This window comes from Streptomyces cathayae (assembly GCF_029760955.1).
GTDB lineage: Bacteria > Actinomycetota > Actinomycetes > Streptomycetales > Streptomycetaceae > Streptomyces > Streptomyces cathayae.
The window spans coordinates 5,277,870-5,293,284 of the sequence record NZ_CP121682.1 but is presented as its reverse complement, the minus strand read 5'-3'; the positions used below and the strand labels follow the sequence as shown (position 1 = coordinate 5,293,284).

General features: G+C 72.2%; 13 protein-coding genes. 5 read left to right on the top strand and 8 right to left on the bottom strand.

All coding sequences use genetic code 11. From position 1 onward, the window contains the following. Positions 1–64 precede the first annotated feature (64 nt). Positions 65–307 (top strand): hypothetical protein, encoded by a 243-nt coding sequence (locus PYS65_RS24120; RefSeq protein ID WP_279336030.1) that lies wholly within the window; start codon positions 65–67, stop codon positions 305–307. A gap of 97 nt (positions 308–404) precedes the next feature. On the opposite strand, the gene PYS65_RS24115 is transcribed toward PYS65_RS24120, so the two are convergent. Further along, positions 405–1,064, bottom strand: a complete 660-nt coding sequence (locus tag PYS65_RS24115; protein ID WP_279336029.1) for a mycothiol-dependent nitroreductase Rv2466c family protein — start codon at positions 1,062–1,064, stop codon at positions 405–407. Positions 1,065–1,215: 151 nt separating this feature from the next. Between PYS65_RS24115 and pepN the strand changes: the two genes are divergently transcribed. Further along, positions 1,216–3,801, top strand: coding sequence for an aminopeptidase N (pepN, locus tag PYS65_RS24110; protein ID WP_279336028.1), 2,586 nt, complete (start codon positions 1,216–1,218; stop codon positions 3,799–3,801). A gap of 309 nt (positions 3,802–4,110) precedes the next feature. After that, positions 4,111–5,154, top strand: coding sequence for a hypothetical protein (locus PYS65_RS24105; RefSeq protein WP_279336027.1), 1,044 nt, complete (start codon positions 4,111–4,113; stop codon positions 5,152–5,154). A 54-nt stretch (positions 5,155–5,208) separates the two neighbouring features. Here the strand turns inward: PYS65_RS24105 and PYS65_RS24100 are convergent, their stop codons facing one another. Further along, positions 5,209–6,957, bottom strand: a complete 1,749-nt coding sequence (locus PYS65_RS24100; protein ID WP_279336026.1) for a TIGR03767 family metallophosphoesterase — start codon at positions 6,955–6,957, stop codon at positions 5,209–5,211. Between the two features lie 315 nt (positions 6,958–7,272). Beyond that, positions 7,273–7,737 carry an NUDIX hydrolase gene (locus tag PYS65_RS24095; RefSeq protein ID WP_279336025.1) on the bottom strand — a complete coding sequence of 155 codons (465 nt, stop codon included), beginning with the start codon at positions 7,735–7,737 and terminating at the stop codon, positions 7,273–7,275. Positions 7,738–8,026: 289 nt separating this feature from the next. Between PYS65_RS24095 and PYS65_RS24090 the strand changes: the two genes are divergently transcribed. Continuing rightward, entirely contained in the window at positions 8,027–11,326 is a 3,300-nt protein-coding gene (locus PYS65_RS24090; RefSeq protein ID WP_279336024.1) for a S8 family serine peptidase, read from the top strand. Positions 11,327–11,398: 72 nt separating this feature from the next. On the opposite strand, the gene PYS65_RS24085 is transcribed toward PYS65_RS24090, so the two are convergent. Both PYS65_RS24085 and PYS65_RS24080 read right to left on the bottom strand, forming a co-directional pair. Continuing rightward, positions 11,399–12,217 carry a hypothetical protein gene (locus tag PYS65_RS24085; RefSeq protein ID WP_279336023.1) on the bottom strand — a complete coding sequence of 273 codons (819 nt, stop codon included), beginning with the start codon at positions 12,215–12,217 and terminating at the stop codon, positions 11,399–11,401. A 1-nt stretch (position 12,218) separates the two neighbouring features. Beyond that, positions 12,219–12,758, bottom strand: a complete 540-nt coding sequence (locus PYS65_RS24080) for an RNA polymerase sigma factor (RefSeq protein ID WP_279336022.1) — start codon at positions 12,756–12,758, stop codon at positions 12,219–12,221. A 330-nt stretch (positions 12,759–13,088) separates the two neighbouring features. On the opposite strand from PYS65_RS24080, the gene PYS65_RS24075 reads away from it, so the two are divergent. Continuing rightward, positions 13,089–14,105 (top strand): aspartate-semialdehyde dehydrogenase, encoded by a 1,017-nt coding sequence (locus PYS65_RS24075; protein WP_279336021.1) that lies wholly within the window; start codon positions 13,089–13,091, stop codon positions 14,103–14,105. A 61-nt stretch (positions 14,106–14,166) separates the two neighbouring features. Here PYS65_RS24075 and PYS65_RS24070 read toward each other — a convergent pair whose 3' ends face one another. From PYS65_RS24070 to PYS65_RS24060, 3 genes are all read right to left on the bottom strand, one after another. Further along, complete coding sequence (locus tag PYS65_RS24070) at positions 14,167–14,493, bottom strand: type II toxin-antitoxin system PemK/MazF family toxin (protein WP_279336020.1); 327 nt, start codon at positions 14,491–14,493, stop codon at positions 14,167–14,169. A gap of 7 nt (positions 14,494–14,500) precedes the next feature. Continuing rightward, positions 14,501–14,731 carry a ribbon-helix-helix domain-containing protein gene (locus PYS65_RS24065; RefSeq protein WP_279336019.1) on the bottom strand — a complete coding sequence of 77 codons (231 nt, stop codon included), beginning with the start codon at positions 14,729–14,731 and terminating at the stop codon, positions 14,501–14,503. A 123-nt stretch (positions 14,732–14,854) separates the two neighbouring features. Beyond that, positions 14,855–15,349 carry a DUF1203 domain-containing protein gene (locus tag PYS65_RS24060; RefSeq protein WP_279336018.1) on the bottom strand — a complete coding sequence of 165 codons (495 nt, stop codon included), beginning with the start codon at positions 15,347–15,349 and terminating at the stop codon, positions 14,855–14,857. Positions 15,350–15,415: the final 66 nt, after the last annotated feature.

Genomic DNA, 15,415 nt, shown 5'->3' with positions numbered 1-15,415 from the left:
AGCCCCTGCGAGGACAGGACTCGCGGGGGCTTCCGGTATGCGGCGTTCCGGGTCAAAGTGACCCATGACGACACCCAGGACCATGAAACTGCCCTGCTGGACGTGCGACGCCGACCAGCAGCACCGTCAGCTCGACAAGGCCGAGCAGAACTGGCTCAAGGAGCGGCTGGGCCGCGCGGGCGTGAACGAGTTCTGGCTCTGCGAGAACGTGCTGGACCCGGACACCGGCAGGCAGTGCCGCAACCTGCGCACGGGGTTCGTCATGAAGCCCTTCCCCAAGGCCGTCCGCGTGCCCGTCCCGGAGTGAGTCCCGGAGTGAGTCCCGGGGTGAGTCCCGGGGTGAGTCCCGGGGTGAGTTCCGGGGTGAGTTCCGGAGCGACCCGCCCCGGAGCGGCCCGTCGCCGTCACAGGTTGCTGAAGTCCGGGCCCTGCGTGCGGGTGCGCTTGATCTCGTAGAAACCGGGGACGGAGGCCACGGCGAGGGTGCCGTCCCAGAGGCGGGCCGCCTCCTCGCCCCGGGGCGCGGGGGTGACGACCGGACCGAAGAAGGCGATCTGCTCGCCGTCCGCGCCGGGCACGGCGATGACCGGGGTGCCGACCTCCTGGCCGACCTTGTCGATGCCCTCCTGGTGGGAGGCGCGCAGCTGGGGCTCGTACGGGGTGGAGTCCCAGTGCTCCATGAGGGAGTCGGGCAGGCCGACCTCCTTCAGGGCGGCCGCGACGGCCTCCTTCTCCGGGCCCTCGTCCTGGTTGTGGAAGCGGGTGCCGAGCGCGGTGTAGAGGTCGCCGAGCACCTCGGCGCCGTGCTCCTGCTCGGCCGCGGCGGCGACCCGGACGGGTCCCCAGGCCTTGGTCTCGAGCATCTCGCGGTACTCCTCGGGCAGTTCGTCGATCTTGTCCTCGTTGAGGACCGCGAGGCTCATCAGGTGCCAGCGGACCTTGACGTCCCGCACCTTCTCCACCTCCAGCATCCAGCGGGAGGTCATCCAGGCCCAGGGGCACAGCGGGTCGAACCAGAAGTCGACAGGGGTGGCGGACGCGGCGGCGGGGGGCGTGTCGGGCATGTCTCTCCTCGGGAGGGAAGTACGGGGCGGGCGTTTCCCCGGGGAAACGCCCGGACTCCCCCCGGTCATTCCCGGCTGCCCCTGGTCAGGGGCGCATGGCAGGATCGGTGCTGTCCAGCCCTGTCGACGACGACGTACGAGGAGTTCGCCCGTGCCCGGTGAGAACCTGACCCGTGACGAGGCCCGGGAGCGGGCCGCACTGCTGTCGGTGGACGGGTACGAGGTGTCCCTCGACCTGCGCTCCGCGACCGGCGGGGACGGCGGGGACGGTGCGGCCGGGCCGCACACCTTCCGCTCGGTGACGACCCTCCGGTTCCGCTGCGCGGAACCGGGCGCGAGCAGCTTCGCGGACCTGATCGCGCCGAGCGTGACGGCCGTCTCCCTCAACGGGCGGGACCTCGACCCCGGGGAGGTGTTCGACGGCTCCCGGATCCTGCTGGAGGACCTGGCCGCCGACAACGAGCTGGTCGTCGACGCCCGGTGCGCGTACTCCCGTACCGGCGAGGGCATGCACCGCTTCGTCGACCCCGAGGACGGCGAGGTGTACCTCTACACCCAGTACGAGCCGGCCGACGCCCGGCGCGTCTTCGCCACCTTCGAGCAGCCCGACCTCAAGGCCCCCTACCGTTTCGAGGTGCGGGCTCCCGAGGGCTGGACGGTGTGGAGCAACGGCGTCGGTGAACTCGCCGACGGCGTCTGGCGGTTCGCGGAGACCAAGCCGATCTCGACGTACATCACGTGCGTGGTCGCCGGTCCGTACCACTACGTCACGGACACCTACGAGCGTGAACTGCCCGACGGCACGCGGCTGGAGATCCCGCTCGGCGCGATGTGCCGCAAGGGTCTCGCGCCGCACTTCGACGCCGACGACGTGTTCCTGGTGACCAAGCAGGGCCTGGACTTCTTCCACGACCACGTCGACTACCCGTACCCCTTCGGGAAGTACGACCAGGCGTTCGTGCCCGAGTACAACCTGGGCGCGATGGAGAACCCCGGACTCGTCACGTTCCGGGAGGAGTTCATCTTCCGCGGCAAGGTCACGCAGGCGTCCTACGAGGCCCGGGCCAATGTGATCCTGCACGAGATGGCGCACATGTGGTTCGGCGACCTGGTCACCATGGAGTGGTGGGACGACCTGTGGCTGAAGGAGTCCTTCGCCGACTTCATGGGCGCGTTCTCGCTGGTGGGCGCCACCCGGTTCACCGACGGCTGGATCACCTTCGCCAACCGCCGCAAGGCCTGGGCGTACCGCGCGGACCAGCTGCCGTCCACGCACCCGATCACCGCCGACATCCGCGACCTCCAGGACGCCAAGCTCAACTTCGACGGCATCACCTACGCCAAGGGTGCCTCCGTGCTGAAGCAGCTGGTGGCGTACGTCGGCCAGGACGCCTTCCTGGAGGGCTCCCGCCGCTACTTCAAGCGGCACGCGTACGGCAACACCCGCCTCGGTGACCTGCTGTCGGTCCTCGAGGAGACCAGCGGCCGGGACATGGCGGCCTGGACGCGGTCCTGGCTGCAGACGGCGGGGGTCAACTCCCTGACCCCGCAGGTGCTGCTGGGTGCGGACGGCAGGGTCGAGGAGCTCGCGGTGGTGCAGGAAGCCGCGGAATCTCATCCCGAACTGCGCCCGCACCGGGTCGCGGTGGGCCTGTACCGGCGCACGGGCGACGGCGCGCTCGAGCGGTACGCGCGCGCCGAGGCGGACGTCGACGGGGCGCGTACGGTGGTCGCCGAGCTGGCGGGTGCCGAGGCGCCCGAGCTGGTGCTGGTCAACGACGACGACCTGACGTACTGCAAGATCCGCTTCGACGAGACCTCGCTGGCCACGCTCCGCGCGCACCTGGGCGCGCTGACCGACCCCCTGGCCCGCGCCCTGTGCTGGTCGGCGCTGTGGAACATGACGCGGGACGCGCTGCTGCCCGCGCGGGAGTTCGTGGACCTGGTGCTGCGGTTCGGCGGGCGCGAGTCCGACATCGGCGTGCTGCAGATGCTGCACGCCTGGGCCGAGTCGGCGCTCGTCCACTACGCGGCGCCCGCCTGGCGGGAGACGGGCGGCCGGCTGCTCTCCGAGGGCGCCCGGCGTGAGCTGGAGGCCGCCGCGCCGGGCAGCGAGCAGCAGCTGGCCTGGGCCCGCTTCTTCGCCCGGTCGGCCGGTGCGCCGGGCGACCTCCAGCTGCTCCGGGAACTGCTGTCGGGCACGGTGACGGTCGACGGGCTCGACGTCGACCAGGAACTGCGCTGGGCGTTCCTGGAGCCGCTGGCCGCGCACGGGCTCGCCGACGAGAAGGCGCTGGCCGAGGAGCTGGCCCGGGACGACACCGCCTCCGGCAGGCGCCACCAGGTCCGCTGTCTGGCCGCCCGCCCGTCGGCGGAGGTGAAGGCGCGGGCGTGGCAGCGGGTCGTGGAGTCGGACGAGCTGTCCAACGCGCTGGTGGAGGCGACGATCGCGGGCTTCGCCCAGCCCTCGCAGCGGGAGCTGCTCGCGCCGTACGCGGAGAAGTACTTCGCGGTGATCGAGCGGGTGTGGACCGAGCGGTCGATCCAGATCGGCATGGACGTGGTGCGGGGCCTGTTCCCCGATCTGCGGGACTCGCCCGGGACGCTGGAGGCGACGGACGCCTGGCTCGCGGCCCACCAGGACGCGGCCCCGGCACTGCGCCGGCTGGTGCTGGAGGCCCGGGACGACCTGGCGCGGGCGCTGCGCGGGCAGGCGTGCGACGCGGCGGCCGGCTGACACCCGCCCCGGTGGCCCGCTGACCTTCACCCCGGTGGCCGGCCGGCCCCCACCGCGGCGGCGGGGTCGGCCCGCCGCCGCGGCAGGCCGACGCCCACCCGCTCCGGGCGCGATCCCACCCCTGGGACACACGCTCCGTGACCGTTACCGAATTCGGTCGATATCAGCCGTGCCCCCTGGTCCCACCCGAACGGACCAGGGGGTTTTCGGCATCCGAACAAGCGTCCTTTAGGACGAGCTTGTCCCTGATTGTCGACGGCTCTGTAACAGGGGTTCGGGGGCGGACCTCACACGGGGACATTGCCGGACATGAACCACGAGACCCCGCTCTTCCCCCGCTCCCTGCACCACCTGGCCGCCGGCACCCGGCGCGTGCTGACCACCGCCCAGCTCCGCTCGCACGGTGTCTCCGCCGCGGAGGCCGACGACCGGTGCCGCCCCGGCGGCGCCTGGCGGCAGCTCCTCCCCGGCGTCGTCCTGCTCCACCCGGGCCCGCCGACCAGCGAGGAGCGACTGCACGCGGTGCTGATGTACACGGCGCGGGAGCGGTCCGTGCGGGTCCCCGGCCAGCCCGGCCCGGCCGACTCGACGGCGCCCCGCTACGAGGAGGCGATGATCACCGGGCTGGCCGCGCTGACCCTGCACGGCTTCTCCTCCGCTCCCCCGCTGCCCTCCCTGGACGCCTTCGACGTGCTGGTGCCACGACTGCGCCGGCTGCGCTCCACGGGCTGTGTCCGCATCGTCCGCACGTCGGTGCTGCCGGTTCCCGCGCAGGTGACGGGCGTGCCGGTGGCGCCGGTCCCGCGGGCGCTGGCCGACGCGGTGGCCACGGTGGACGACGCGGCCGCGGTGCTCCGGCTGCTGACGGAGGCGGTGGTCGGCGGCCACTGCGACGCGGCCACGGTGGTGCGGGAGCTGACCGGTGCGAAGCTCCTGGACCGGCCGCACGTGGTGGACGCGGTGGACTCGCTGGTGGCCGGGGGCCGCGCGGTCGCGGAGGACCGGCTGTACCGGATGGTGCGGGAGTACGGTCTGCCCGACCCGGTGTGGAACGTCGACCTGCGCCTGCCGGGCGGCCCCCACCTCGGCGGCCTGGACGCCTACTGGCCCGACCAGGCCGTGGCGCTCGAGCTGGACACCCGGACGTCCCGGCAGGACCTCTGCCAGGAGGACCTGTGGTTCGAGTACGCCCGCAAGCGTGAACTCCTGGAGCGGCTCGGCGTCACCGTCGTGCACGTCACCCCGCACAAGCTGCGGGACGCGGCGGAGCAGCAGGCGATGGTGATCCGTACGGCGCTGATGGCCGCGGACGACCGCGATCCCGCCGCCTACGTCGTGGTGCTGCCCCGCTGACCCGGCCCCGCGCCGTGCGTCCGTACCGCCGGTTCCGCCCGCCCTTCCGGCTTCCTACGCCTTGAGGAGGAGTTCCGTGTTGCGGTCCTGGGGGGTGCCGCCGAGGTCGGTGCGGGCGTCCGGGGCGTTGGAGGACAGTTCGCGGTAGAGGGCGGCCAGGCCGGTCTGGGTGAGGTCGTCGTGGTCCGTGCGGGACGGGGCCGCGGACTCGATCAGGGTGGTGAAGAGGGACAGCGTGCCGTCCTCGTTGTCCACCAGCTCGATGACGCGGGCGAGGTGGGGGAAGTCGATGTGGGAGGCGGTGGAGATCTCCCAGAAGGAGCCGGCGGGTCCGGTGTGCGGGGTGACGGCGTTGCGGTGGAGGTGACCGTTGACCCAGGCCACCACGTTGCGGTGCCGGCCGAGGAGCTCGAGGAGTTCCCTGCCGTCGTGGCGCCGTTCGTCGGGGCGGGCCGGGTCGCGGTGCGTGTTCGACATCGATTCGCTGGTGTGGTGGCTGAAGACGATCGCGCGGGAGTCCTTGTTCGTCCGCAGGGTCCGCTCCAGCCAGCGCAGTTGGGCCGTGCCGAGGGAGCCCGTGTAGTGGCCGCCAGGGTCGGTGGTGTCGAGGCTGATCCCGATGACGTCGTCGGAGACGCGGAACGCGTAGTACTGGGTGCCCGCGTCGAGGTTGGCGGCGGTGTAGCCGTGGCCCACCGGGCCGAACCCGCGGTGTGCGGGGTCCAGGTGCGCCTTCAGGTACTCGGTGGGGGTGAACGGGGCGCGCGCCTCGTCGGGGGTGACCGGACGCATCGCGCGGGCGTGGGTCTTGAGGAACTCGCCGTACTGGACGCCCCGGGGGTCGGTGGCCTTCTTGATGGCCTGCTGGAGCTTCTTCGCCTCGGCCGCCGGTATCTCCATCAGTTTCCGTCCGCCGACGGCGAGTTCGGCGAGGTGGGAGTCGCCGTGGGAGGCGTAGCAGCCGAGCGGCATCGTGTCGTGGTTGCCGACGGTGGAGTACCAGGGGAGGTTGAGGCCGGGGCTGTTGACCTCGCGGACGGCCGCCGCGAGGAAGCCGTCCAGGTGCGGGAAGCCGAGCTGCTTGTCGGCGTCGCGGACGGCGGTGTCCGGCTGCCAGTACTGCCGCAGGCCGCTGTTCTGGACGCCTTCGTAGTGGCGCGGGTCCCCGGAGTTGGGGGTGACGCGGCCACCGCTGAACACCTTCAGGAACCAGTCGAGTTCGGTGCGGGTGTTGTTGTCCGTGTTGTCGCCGGTGGTCATCGCGAAGTGCAGCGGGGAGCCGGTGACGGGGGCACCGCGCAGTGCGTTGATCCGCTCGACGAGGGCGACCGCGCCGTGCACGGTGAGCGCCTCCTGGGGCCGCCAGGCGCGCACATCGGTGGAGCGCAGGTACTCCAGGCGCAGCGGGTGCTGCACGTCGAGCACGTGCAGGTCGGTGAGGTGTACGAACGCCGCCAGCGTGGTGCGGCGGTCGTCCCGGCCGGAGCGGGCCGCGGCCAGTTCGCCGCGTATCACCCGTCCCCAGCCCGGCCCTTCCTCGAGGCGCCGGTAGCCGGACCCGCCGCGCGGGACGGAGACCCCTTCGAGAGTGGTGCCCCGGGTGTACGGGGCGAGCGGGGCGGCCGGTGCCTGCCGGGAGGAGGCGCGCACGGCCTCGTCCGTGGCGGCGTCCGCCGCGACGGCCTCGCCGTCGGGCCGCAGGGCGTAACCGACGCCGGCGGAGAGGGCCACCGCACCGGTGACGGCGAGGACGGAACGGCGGTGGAGTCCAGCGGAGTCGGCGACTGAGCGTATGCGCGGCATGGCGCTTCTCTCCCCGGGTGCGAACGCGTCGGCAGTGGTCGCGGGGCGCCCGCCGGGCGAACGTCCCGCTCGTACTGGATGCTTGGCAGCGGGAATGGCCTGCGTGTGAACGCGGCGGCAACGCGCGACACCGATCGCCGTACGTGGATCTTGGACCACCCCGCGGGTCGGAACCCGCTTCCGCACCGGCCCGAACGCGGTCACTCCGCGTTCACTTCACGGGAGAGCCGGGTCGGGGAACGTCGACCCGATCGCGACAGTCGGCGCAATCACCCGATCGAGGTCAGAGGCCTTGACCGGGCGACCCCACAGCGGTCAGCCCTCCGCGCGTTCCGCCACCCGTCCCACGGCCGGCCGCTCCCGCCACAGCCGCAGCGCGATGTCGACCAGACGGATCCGGACCAGTTCCGGGACAGCGTCCAGGGGCTGCCAGGCGGCCAGTTCGGTGGAGCCGCCGATCTCGTTCCTGAGCTCGCCGCCGGTGATCCGCCCCTCGTAGACCAGCCGTACGCCGTGGTGGTCCACGGGGCGGCTCAGGCGGCCGCCGGGCAAGGTGCGCCGACTGGAGTTCACACCGAGCAGGCCGGTGACCTCGATGCGGTAGCCGGTCTCCTCCTCGACCTCCCGCCGCACGGTGTCGTAGGGGTCCTCGCCGTGCTCCATGCCGCCGCCCGGCAGGACCCACTCGGGGGCGCCTCCGGGGACCGGGGACCGGGCCAGCAGCAACTGCCCGTCGCGCACCACCACGGCGTAGGCCGCCACCCTCAACTTCTCTCGCACTCGGGGACGTTACCCCGATGACCGTCGGCCCGGCAGGCGAGTGTCCGACAACGGGCCACCGCCGTACGACGCGACCGCGCGGACGACTTGCCCGCTTCGTCACCCGACACCCGATACCTGCATAGCGGGTTTTCCCCACACATCCATTTCGATTCGGCCAACCCTCCCCAAACACCTGTCCCTTGCGAAAGGCTCAGCGATCGTCCGGGGTCGCATTCCGGACGATCGCGACCAGGGTCGATCGACTCCGGTCGCTCCACGATGGTGCCTTTACCTGCAAGGGATGCCGATGACCCGTTCCTCCCAGCGCGAAGCGATATCGGGCACACGACGTGTCGCCCGTATCGCCCTGGCCGCCGGCCTCGTCGCCGCGCTCAGTGCGGTCGGACCGATACCTCTGGCGGTCGCCGCCGGCGCGCCGACCGCCGCACCCGTCGACGGCGACGTCAAGTCCGCGCCCGACAAGCTCGGTTCGAAGGACGCGGACCTGCTCGCCGAGGCCAAGGCGGACGGCGTCAAGAACGTCACGATGATGATCGCCACCGCCCCCGGCGAGACCGCGCAGGTCGCCGAGCAGCTGGACGCGGTCAAGGGCGGTTCGGTCGGCCGGACCCACGACGCGCTCGGCTACGTCCGCGCCACCGTCCCCACCGCCGAGGCGGACTCGGTCATCGCAGCCGCCGCCAAGCTCTCCACCGTGCACGGCATCGACCTGCGCGAGGAGATCCCGCTGGACGACCCGACGCCCGGCGCGGACACCACCGAGGGTGCCGCCGGCAAGGGCGGCAAGGGCGGCTACCCGGCTCCCGGGAAGCGGACCCCCGCCAAGAACCCGTACAACCCGTCCTTCGAGACCGGTGCCGTCGACTTCGTCAAGGACAACCCGAAGGCGGACGGCCGCGGCGTCACCATCGGCGTCCTCGACACGGGTGTGGACCTCGCCCATCCGGCGCTGCAGAAGACCACCACCGGCGAGCGCAAGATCGTCGACTGGGTGACGGCGACCGACCCGGTCGTGGACGGCGACCAGACCTGGCGCCCGATGACCGCGTCGGTGTCCGGCCCCACCTTCACCCACGAGGGCACGACCTGGACGGCGCCCGAGGGCTCGTACCGGATCAGCACCTTCAAGGAGTCGTACACCATCGGCGGTGACGCGGGCGGTGACGCCAACCGCGACGGCGACACCACCGACTCCTGGGGCGTGCTGTACGACGCGGCGGCCGGCACGGTCCGTGTCGACCTGAACAACAACCAGGACTTCTCCGACGACACCCCGATGAAGCCGTACAAGGACGGCTTCCAGATCGGGTACTTCGGCACCGACGACCCGGCCACCGAGATCGCCGAGCGCCAGCCGTTCGTCGTGGAGATCCGCAAGGACGTCGTCCGCAACGCGGCCGGCGACAAGGCCGACTTCGTCAACATCGGCCTCATCCAGGGCTCGCACGGCTCGCACGTGGCCGGCATCACCGCGGCCAACGGCCTGTTCGGCGGCACGATGGACGGCGCCGCGCCCGGCGCGAAGATCGTCTCCTCCCGTGCCTGCACCTGGTCCGGCGGCTGCACCAGCGTGGCGCTCACCGAGGGCATGATCGACCTCGTCGTCAACCGCGGCGTCGACATCGTCAACATGTCCATCGGCGGTCTGCCGGCGCTGAACGACGGCAACAACGCCCGCGCCGAGCTCTACAGCCGCCTCATCGACACCTACGGCGTCCAGCTGGTGATCTCCGCGGGCAACTCCGGCCCCGGCGCCAACACCATCGGCGACCCCGCACTGGCCGACAAGGTCATCTCGGTCGGCGCGACCATCTCCAAGGAGACCTGGGCCGCCAACTACGGCTCCGAGGTGAAGAAGAAGTACGCCATGATGCCGTTCTCCTCGCGCGGTCCGCGTGAGGACGGAGGCTTCACGCCGACGCTCGTCGCGCCCGGCGCGGCGATCAACACCATCCAGACCTGGTCGCCGGGCGCGCCGGTCGCCGAGGCGGGCTACGCCCTGCCCGCCGGTTACGGCATGCTCCAGGGCACCTCGATGGCCTCTCCGCAGGCCGCCGGTGCCGCCGCGCTGCTGCTGTCGGCCGCGAAGCAGAAGCGCATCGACCTCACCCCCGCGAAGCTGCGCACCGCCCTCACCTCCACCGCCGGGCACATCAAGGACGTGCAGGCCTACGAGGAGGGCGCCGGCCTCATCGACATCGAGGACGCCTGGGACGCGATCCGCGACGGCGCCACCGCGCACGAGTACGCGGTCAAGGCGCCGGTCGACACCGCGATCGACCAGTTCCTGAAGACCCCGGGCTCCGGCACCGGCCTCTACGACCGTGAGGGCGGCCTCAAGGCCGGTCAGAAGAAGACGTACGACATCACCGTCACCCGTACGTCCGGCCCCGACCGCGCGATCCGGCACAGGCTCGGCCTCGAGAACAACGCCGGCGACACCTTCCGCATCCTCGGCGACCGCGACGTGCAGCTGTCGCTGAACAAGCCGGTGACCGTCAAGGTCCAGGCCTCGCCCCGCTCGGCCGGTCTGAAGAGCGCGATCCTCGAGGTCGACGACCCTCGCACCGAGGGCGTCGACCGGCAGATCCTGAACACCGTGGTCGTCTCGGCGCCGCTGAAGCACACCTTCTCCGCCTCCGGAAAGGCCCAGCGCAACAGCACCACCTCCTACTTCGTCACCGTGCCCGAGGGCGCGAAGACGCTGGAGATCGCGCTCGGCGGGCTGAAGGCCACGAGCCAGACCCGGTTCATCGCCATCCACCCGTACGGCGTCCCGGCCGACCCGACGTCGACGGTCAACTGCTACCCGAACTACACCAACCCGGCCAACACCTGCCGCCCCGACGTGCGTTCGTACGCGGACCCGCAGCCGGGCGTCTGGGAGATCGAGGTCGAGTCGCGCCGCACCTCGCCGCTGCTCGACAACCCGTACACGCTGGACGTCGCCGTGCTCGGCGCGGTCTTCGACCCGGAGACCGTGACCGTCCCGGAGGCCGAGGTCGGCACCCCGGCCGACGTCTCCTGGAAGGTGACCAACCAGGCCGCCGCCCTGGACGGCAAGCTGGTCGGCGGCCCGCTGGGCTCGGCCAAGACCGACCGGCCGACCATCAGCACGGGTGACGTCCACACCACCACGGTCGAGGTGCCCGCGGGCGCCGCGTCGCTCGACGTGGCCATCGGCAACGTCACCGACACCGCCGCCGACCTGGACCTGGCGGTCTACAACGCCGCCGGCACCCGCGTCGCCCAGTCCGCCGACGGCGACTCGGAGGAGTCGGTCTCCATCGCCAAGCCGGCCGCCGGTACGTACACCGTGCAGGTCGTGGGCTACTCCGTCCCGGCCGGTTCCGCCGAGTACGACTACCGGGACGTGTTCTTCTCCGCCACGCTCGGCGAGGTCACGGTCGACGGGGCCGCCTCGGTGAAGCTCGGCACGGGCGACTCGGCCGCCGTCTCCGGCAGCGCCACCGCCGTCGCGGCGGCTCCCGGGGGACGTGAGTTCTTCGGGCGCGTCCAGCTGGTCAACGCGCGCGGCACGGTCGCGGGCACGGGCAGCGTGACGATCGAGAAGGTCGTGCCGTAACCGACGGCCACCAGAGGCAGGGGCGGGCGTCCACCGGGGCGCCCGCCCCTTCGCCGTACGCACCCCCGTCGATCACTCGCAGGTCAGGGTGCGCGACACGGGCAGTGCGGCGGTGATCCGCGCCCGTTCGGGGGCGATGGCCTCCTCGCCGACGATCACGGTGTCCGGGACGGCGCCCTCGCGGGGCAGGCCGAACAGCACCCGGTCGCCCTCGTGCAGCGGGGGGTGGCCGTCGACCTCTCGCAGGAGAACGATCTCGTCATCGCCGCCCCGCGCGTCCTTCTCCGGCTGGTAGAGCCGGGTCGCCGTCAGCGTGACGCGCTCCTGCCCGGCGCCCTCGCCCGGGCCCGTGCCCGGTACCGGCTCCACCGCCGCGACCGTGCCCTCGGCGACGAGCCGGGCGCAGGCGAGGTAGCGGGGGCTGCCGAAGGCGGCGCCGGCCGACTGCTCGGCGCTCGAGGCGTCGGCAGCGGCCTTGTCACCCGACGCCTCGGACGCCCCTCCCCCGGTCTGCGTCACGAGCCAGCCCGTGCCGACGACCACCGTGGCGGCCGCCGCCGCGACGAGCGCCCCGAGGGCGATCCGCAGGGGGCGCCGGGTACGGCGGGGGCGGGCGGGCAGGAAGGTCACCGGAGACCCGGCCCCCGACCCGGCCTCCCGGTGCTCACCGGCGTCGGCCAACGCGTCTCCGATCAGGCCCAGCTGCTCCCGCAGCACGGCGATGTCGGCGGCGGCCGCGTCCCGCGCGGCCGTGAACTCCGGGTCCTGCCGGGCCCGCGCGGGCAGCGGCTCGTCGAGGAGCGCGGCCATGAGGGCGTCCGTGCCGTCGCCTAGGCGCATGCCGTCGTTCTGGGGCATGCCGTCGCCCTGATGACGGTCGTGGGCGGTCACGTCATACCACCTCGTCCTCGTGCAGGCGGGCGCGCAGGGCCCGTACGGCCGTGTGCAGCCGGCTCTTGACCGTGCCCTCGGGGACGCCGAGCTGTTCGGCTATCGAGCGCACCGGGAGGTCGGCGTAGAACCGCAGCACGACGACCTGGCGCTGGGCGTCGGGCAGCCCGTCCAGCCCGCGGGCGACGGCGAGGGAGAGCAGCCGGGTCTCCTCGTCGGCGGGGAGCTGCTCCGCCGGGCGCAGCGCGGCAAGGCGTTCGCCGAGCCGCTCCTGGCGGCGTTTGGCCCGGTGCCAGTCCATGGCGAGGTTGGAGGCGACCACCGCCGCCCACGCGGAGACGTCCCGGGGCGCCTCCTGCCCGTTCGCGGCGCGTTCCAGCAGCCGCAGGCGGACCTGCTGCACCCCGTCCGGCAGGTCCGCCTGCGGCACCCCGCCGAGCGCGAGCACCGCCCGCACCCGGCGTTCCTGCGCCGGGTCCAGCGGGTCGTCGTCCGCGGCGCCGTACGCCGGCCGGCCGCGCCGGATTCTTCCGCGCAGCACTGCCCACCCCCTCACCCTGTCCCCCCTACGACGCCGGCCGGGACCGGAACGTTCACCCGGGTGCCGTGCACCGGCAGAGGCGTACGTCACACCGCCGTGTGGGTGGGGCGGGACGGGGCAGGGGACCTTGCGGCCGGTGGCCCCCGACGGCTGATTTCCTGCGGCTCGCAGGGGTGGCGGCCGCAGGTCCGCGACCGGTGCCCGGCGCCGGGGCGTCCCACTGTTCGGGCAGAAGGCGTTAACAATTGGACAGGCGGGCCGTGGTCGGCCGCATGATGGAAAAGCCTCGGCCAGGTAACAGGAACGCGAAAAACGCAGTAGGGAGACACCGTGAGGGTCGGAATCGTCGGAGCCACCGGTCAGGTGGGCACGGTCATGCGCAGCATCCTCAAGGAGAGGAAGTTTCCGCTGACCGAGCTGCGCCTGTTCGCCTCGGCCCGCTCGGCGGGGACGGTCCTGGACGGGGTCACGGTCGAGGACGCGGCCACCGCGGACTACACCGGTCTGGACATCGTGCTGTTCTCCGCGGGCGGCGCGACCTCGAAGGCGCTGGCCGAGAAGGTCGCCTCGCAGGGTGCCGTCGTGATCGACAACTCCTCGGCCTGGCGCAAGGACCCCGAGGTCCCGCTGGTCGTCTCCGAGGTGAACCCGGAGGCGATCGCGAACCGCCCCAAGGGCATCATCGCCAACCCGAACTGCACCACGATGGCCGCGATGCCGGTCCTGCGTCCGCTGCACGCCGAGGCGGGCCTGGAAGCGCTGGTCGTGGCCACGTATCAGGCGGTGTCCGGCTCCGGAGTCGCGGGCGTCGCCGAGCTGCACGGCCAGACCCAGAAGGTCGTCGCCGACGCCGACAAGCTGGCCCACGACGGCGCGGCGGTCGACTTCCCCGAGCCCGGCGTCTACAAGCGCCCCATCGCCTTCAACGTGCTGCCCTTCGCCGGCAACCTCGTGGACGACGGTCTGAACGAGACCGACGAGGAGCAGAAGCTGCGCAACGAGTCCCGCAAGATCCTGGACATCCCGGAGCTCAAGGTCTCCGGCACCTGCGTGCGCGTCCCGGTCTTCTCCGGCCACTCCCTCCAGATCAACGCCCGGTTCGCCCGCCCGATCAGCGCGGAGCGCGCGACCGAGCTGCTGGCCGAGGCCCCCGGTGTCGTCCTCACCGACATCCCCACCCCGCTCCAGGCCGCCGGCCGGGACGCGTCCTACGTCGGCCGCATCCGCGGCGACGAGACGGTCGACAACGGCCTGGCCCTGTTCGTCTCCAACGACAACCTCCGCAAGGGCGCGGCCCTGAACACCGTCCAGATCGCGGAACTGGTGGCGGCCGAGCTCAAGGGCTGAGGCTCACCGCACTGGAAGGGGGCGTCCGCCGGTCAATCGGCGGACGCCCCTTTCTGCATGCTCACAGCGCCAGATGCCGCCGCAGCGCCACGTCGATCTCGGCCATGCGCTGCCGCGGCACGGCGCCGACCTTGTGCAGCAGGCGGTCCGGCGCAACGGCACGTACCTGCTCGCACTGCACCTTGGAGTCCTTCGGCAGGCGGCTCTCGTCAGAGCTCAGAAAGACCTGGAACGTCAGGACGCGAGAGGTGTTGGACGTCAGCGGCACCACCGTGACGACCCCCCGGTTGTGCTGCACGACAGACTCGTTGGCAGCGTTGTTGGAGACAATCACTGCCGGCCTCACCTTATTGGCTTCGCTGCCCCTCGCCGGTTCCAGGTCCACCATGTAGATGTCACCACGCCTCATCGGTGATCCCGTCTCCGCTCGTCCGGTCCCACAGCCCGGCGTCTCCGCTTCCGTCCCATTCGGCGAAAGCCTCCGTGTACTCCTGCTCGAGCTGCGCCTGCCTGAGCAACTCGATGGCGGCCTGTATCACGGCTGAGCGGGACTCGGCCTCCGTACGGGCGGCGTACTCGTCGACGAAGGCCAGGTCCTCCTTCGGCAGACTCACACTGATCTTCATACTCAGGATGCTACCTGAAGTAGGAACAGCACGGCTACCGCTTTTCTGTACCAGGTCAGGCGCCCCGCCCTTCCCCACCCCTCTCCATTTCCCGGATCGCTCCGTCGGCCGCGGACGGGGCAGTCACTGCCGGTCCTCGCGTCGGACCTCGTAGAGGAAGCAGCCGTACTCCACCGCGCGGACGTGGACGAGGGCGACCTCCGGGTCGGTGAAGGCCTCCGTGAGGGCGGGGGCGAAGGCGTCCGGGGTGTCCACCAGGCGGCCACCCAGGATGCGGCCGTCGGCGGAGTAGCGGCGCAGCGTGCGGTGGGCGTGGGTGAAGGGGAGGCCGGCGTCGGGTGCCGGTCCCGCGCACTGCTGGGCGTGGATGAAGACCGGGCCCTGCTCGTCGTACGCGCCCGGGTCGGCGCCCGTCCGGGCCGCCCAGCGGCGCAGCGGCGCGTACGACACCAGGGCGATCGACTCCCCGGGCACGCTGCGGCGCAGGCAGCAGCGGAGCGGGGCGCCGCCCTCGTCGTCGGTGCGGGGGACCGCGGGGCGGCCCGCGTCGTCCAGGGTGCGCAGTTCCTCCAGGACCGGGGCCGGGACGGGGCGGGCGGTGTGGTGGGTCGTCGTCATGGTTCCAGGCTCGCGCCGGGCCGGGCGCGCCACCGGCGGGAAATGGTCATCGCGTTCCGTGCCGGT

What these genes read in the sequence shown, in the direction of transcription:
- PYS65_RS24120 (WP_279336030.1), top strand. Translation starts at nt 65, where the DNA reads ATGACGACACCCAGGACCATGAAACTGCCCTGCTGGACGTGCGACGCC.
- PYS65_RS24115 (WP_279336029.1), bottom strand. Translation starts at nt 1,064, where the DNA reads ATGCCCGACACGCCCCCCGCCGCCGCGTCCGCCACCCCTGTCGACTTC.
- PYS65_RS24105 (WP_279336027.1), top strand. Translation starts at nt 4,111, where the DNA reads ATGAACCACGAGACCCCGCTCTTCCCCCGCTCCCTGCACCACCTGGCC.
- PYS65_RS24100 (WP_279336026.1), bottom strand. Translation starts at nt 6,957, where the DNA reads ATGCCGCGCATACGCTCAGTCGCCGACTCCGCTGGACTCCACCGCCGT.
- PYS65_RS24090 (WP_279336024.1), top strand. Translation starts at nt 8,027, where the DNA reads ATGACCCGTTCCTCCCAGCGCGAAGCGATATCGGGCACACGACGTGTC.
- PYS65_RS24070 (WP_279336020.1), bottom strand. Translation starts at nt 14,493, where the DNA reads ATGGTGGACCTGGAACCGGCGAGGGGCAGCGAAGCCAATAAGGTGAGG.
- PYS65_RS24065 (WP_279336019.1), bottom strand. Translation starts at nt 14,731, where the DNA reads ATGAAGATCAGTGTGAGTCTGCCGAAGGAGGACCTGGCCTTCGTCGAC.
- PYS65_RS24060 (WP_279336018.1), bottom strand. Translation starts at nt 15,349, where the DNA reads ATGACGACGACCCACCACACCGCCCGCCCCGTCCCGGCCCCGGTCCTG.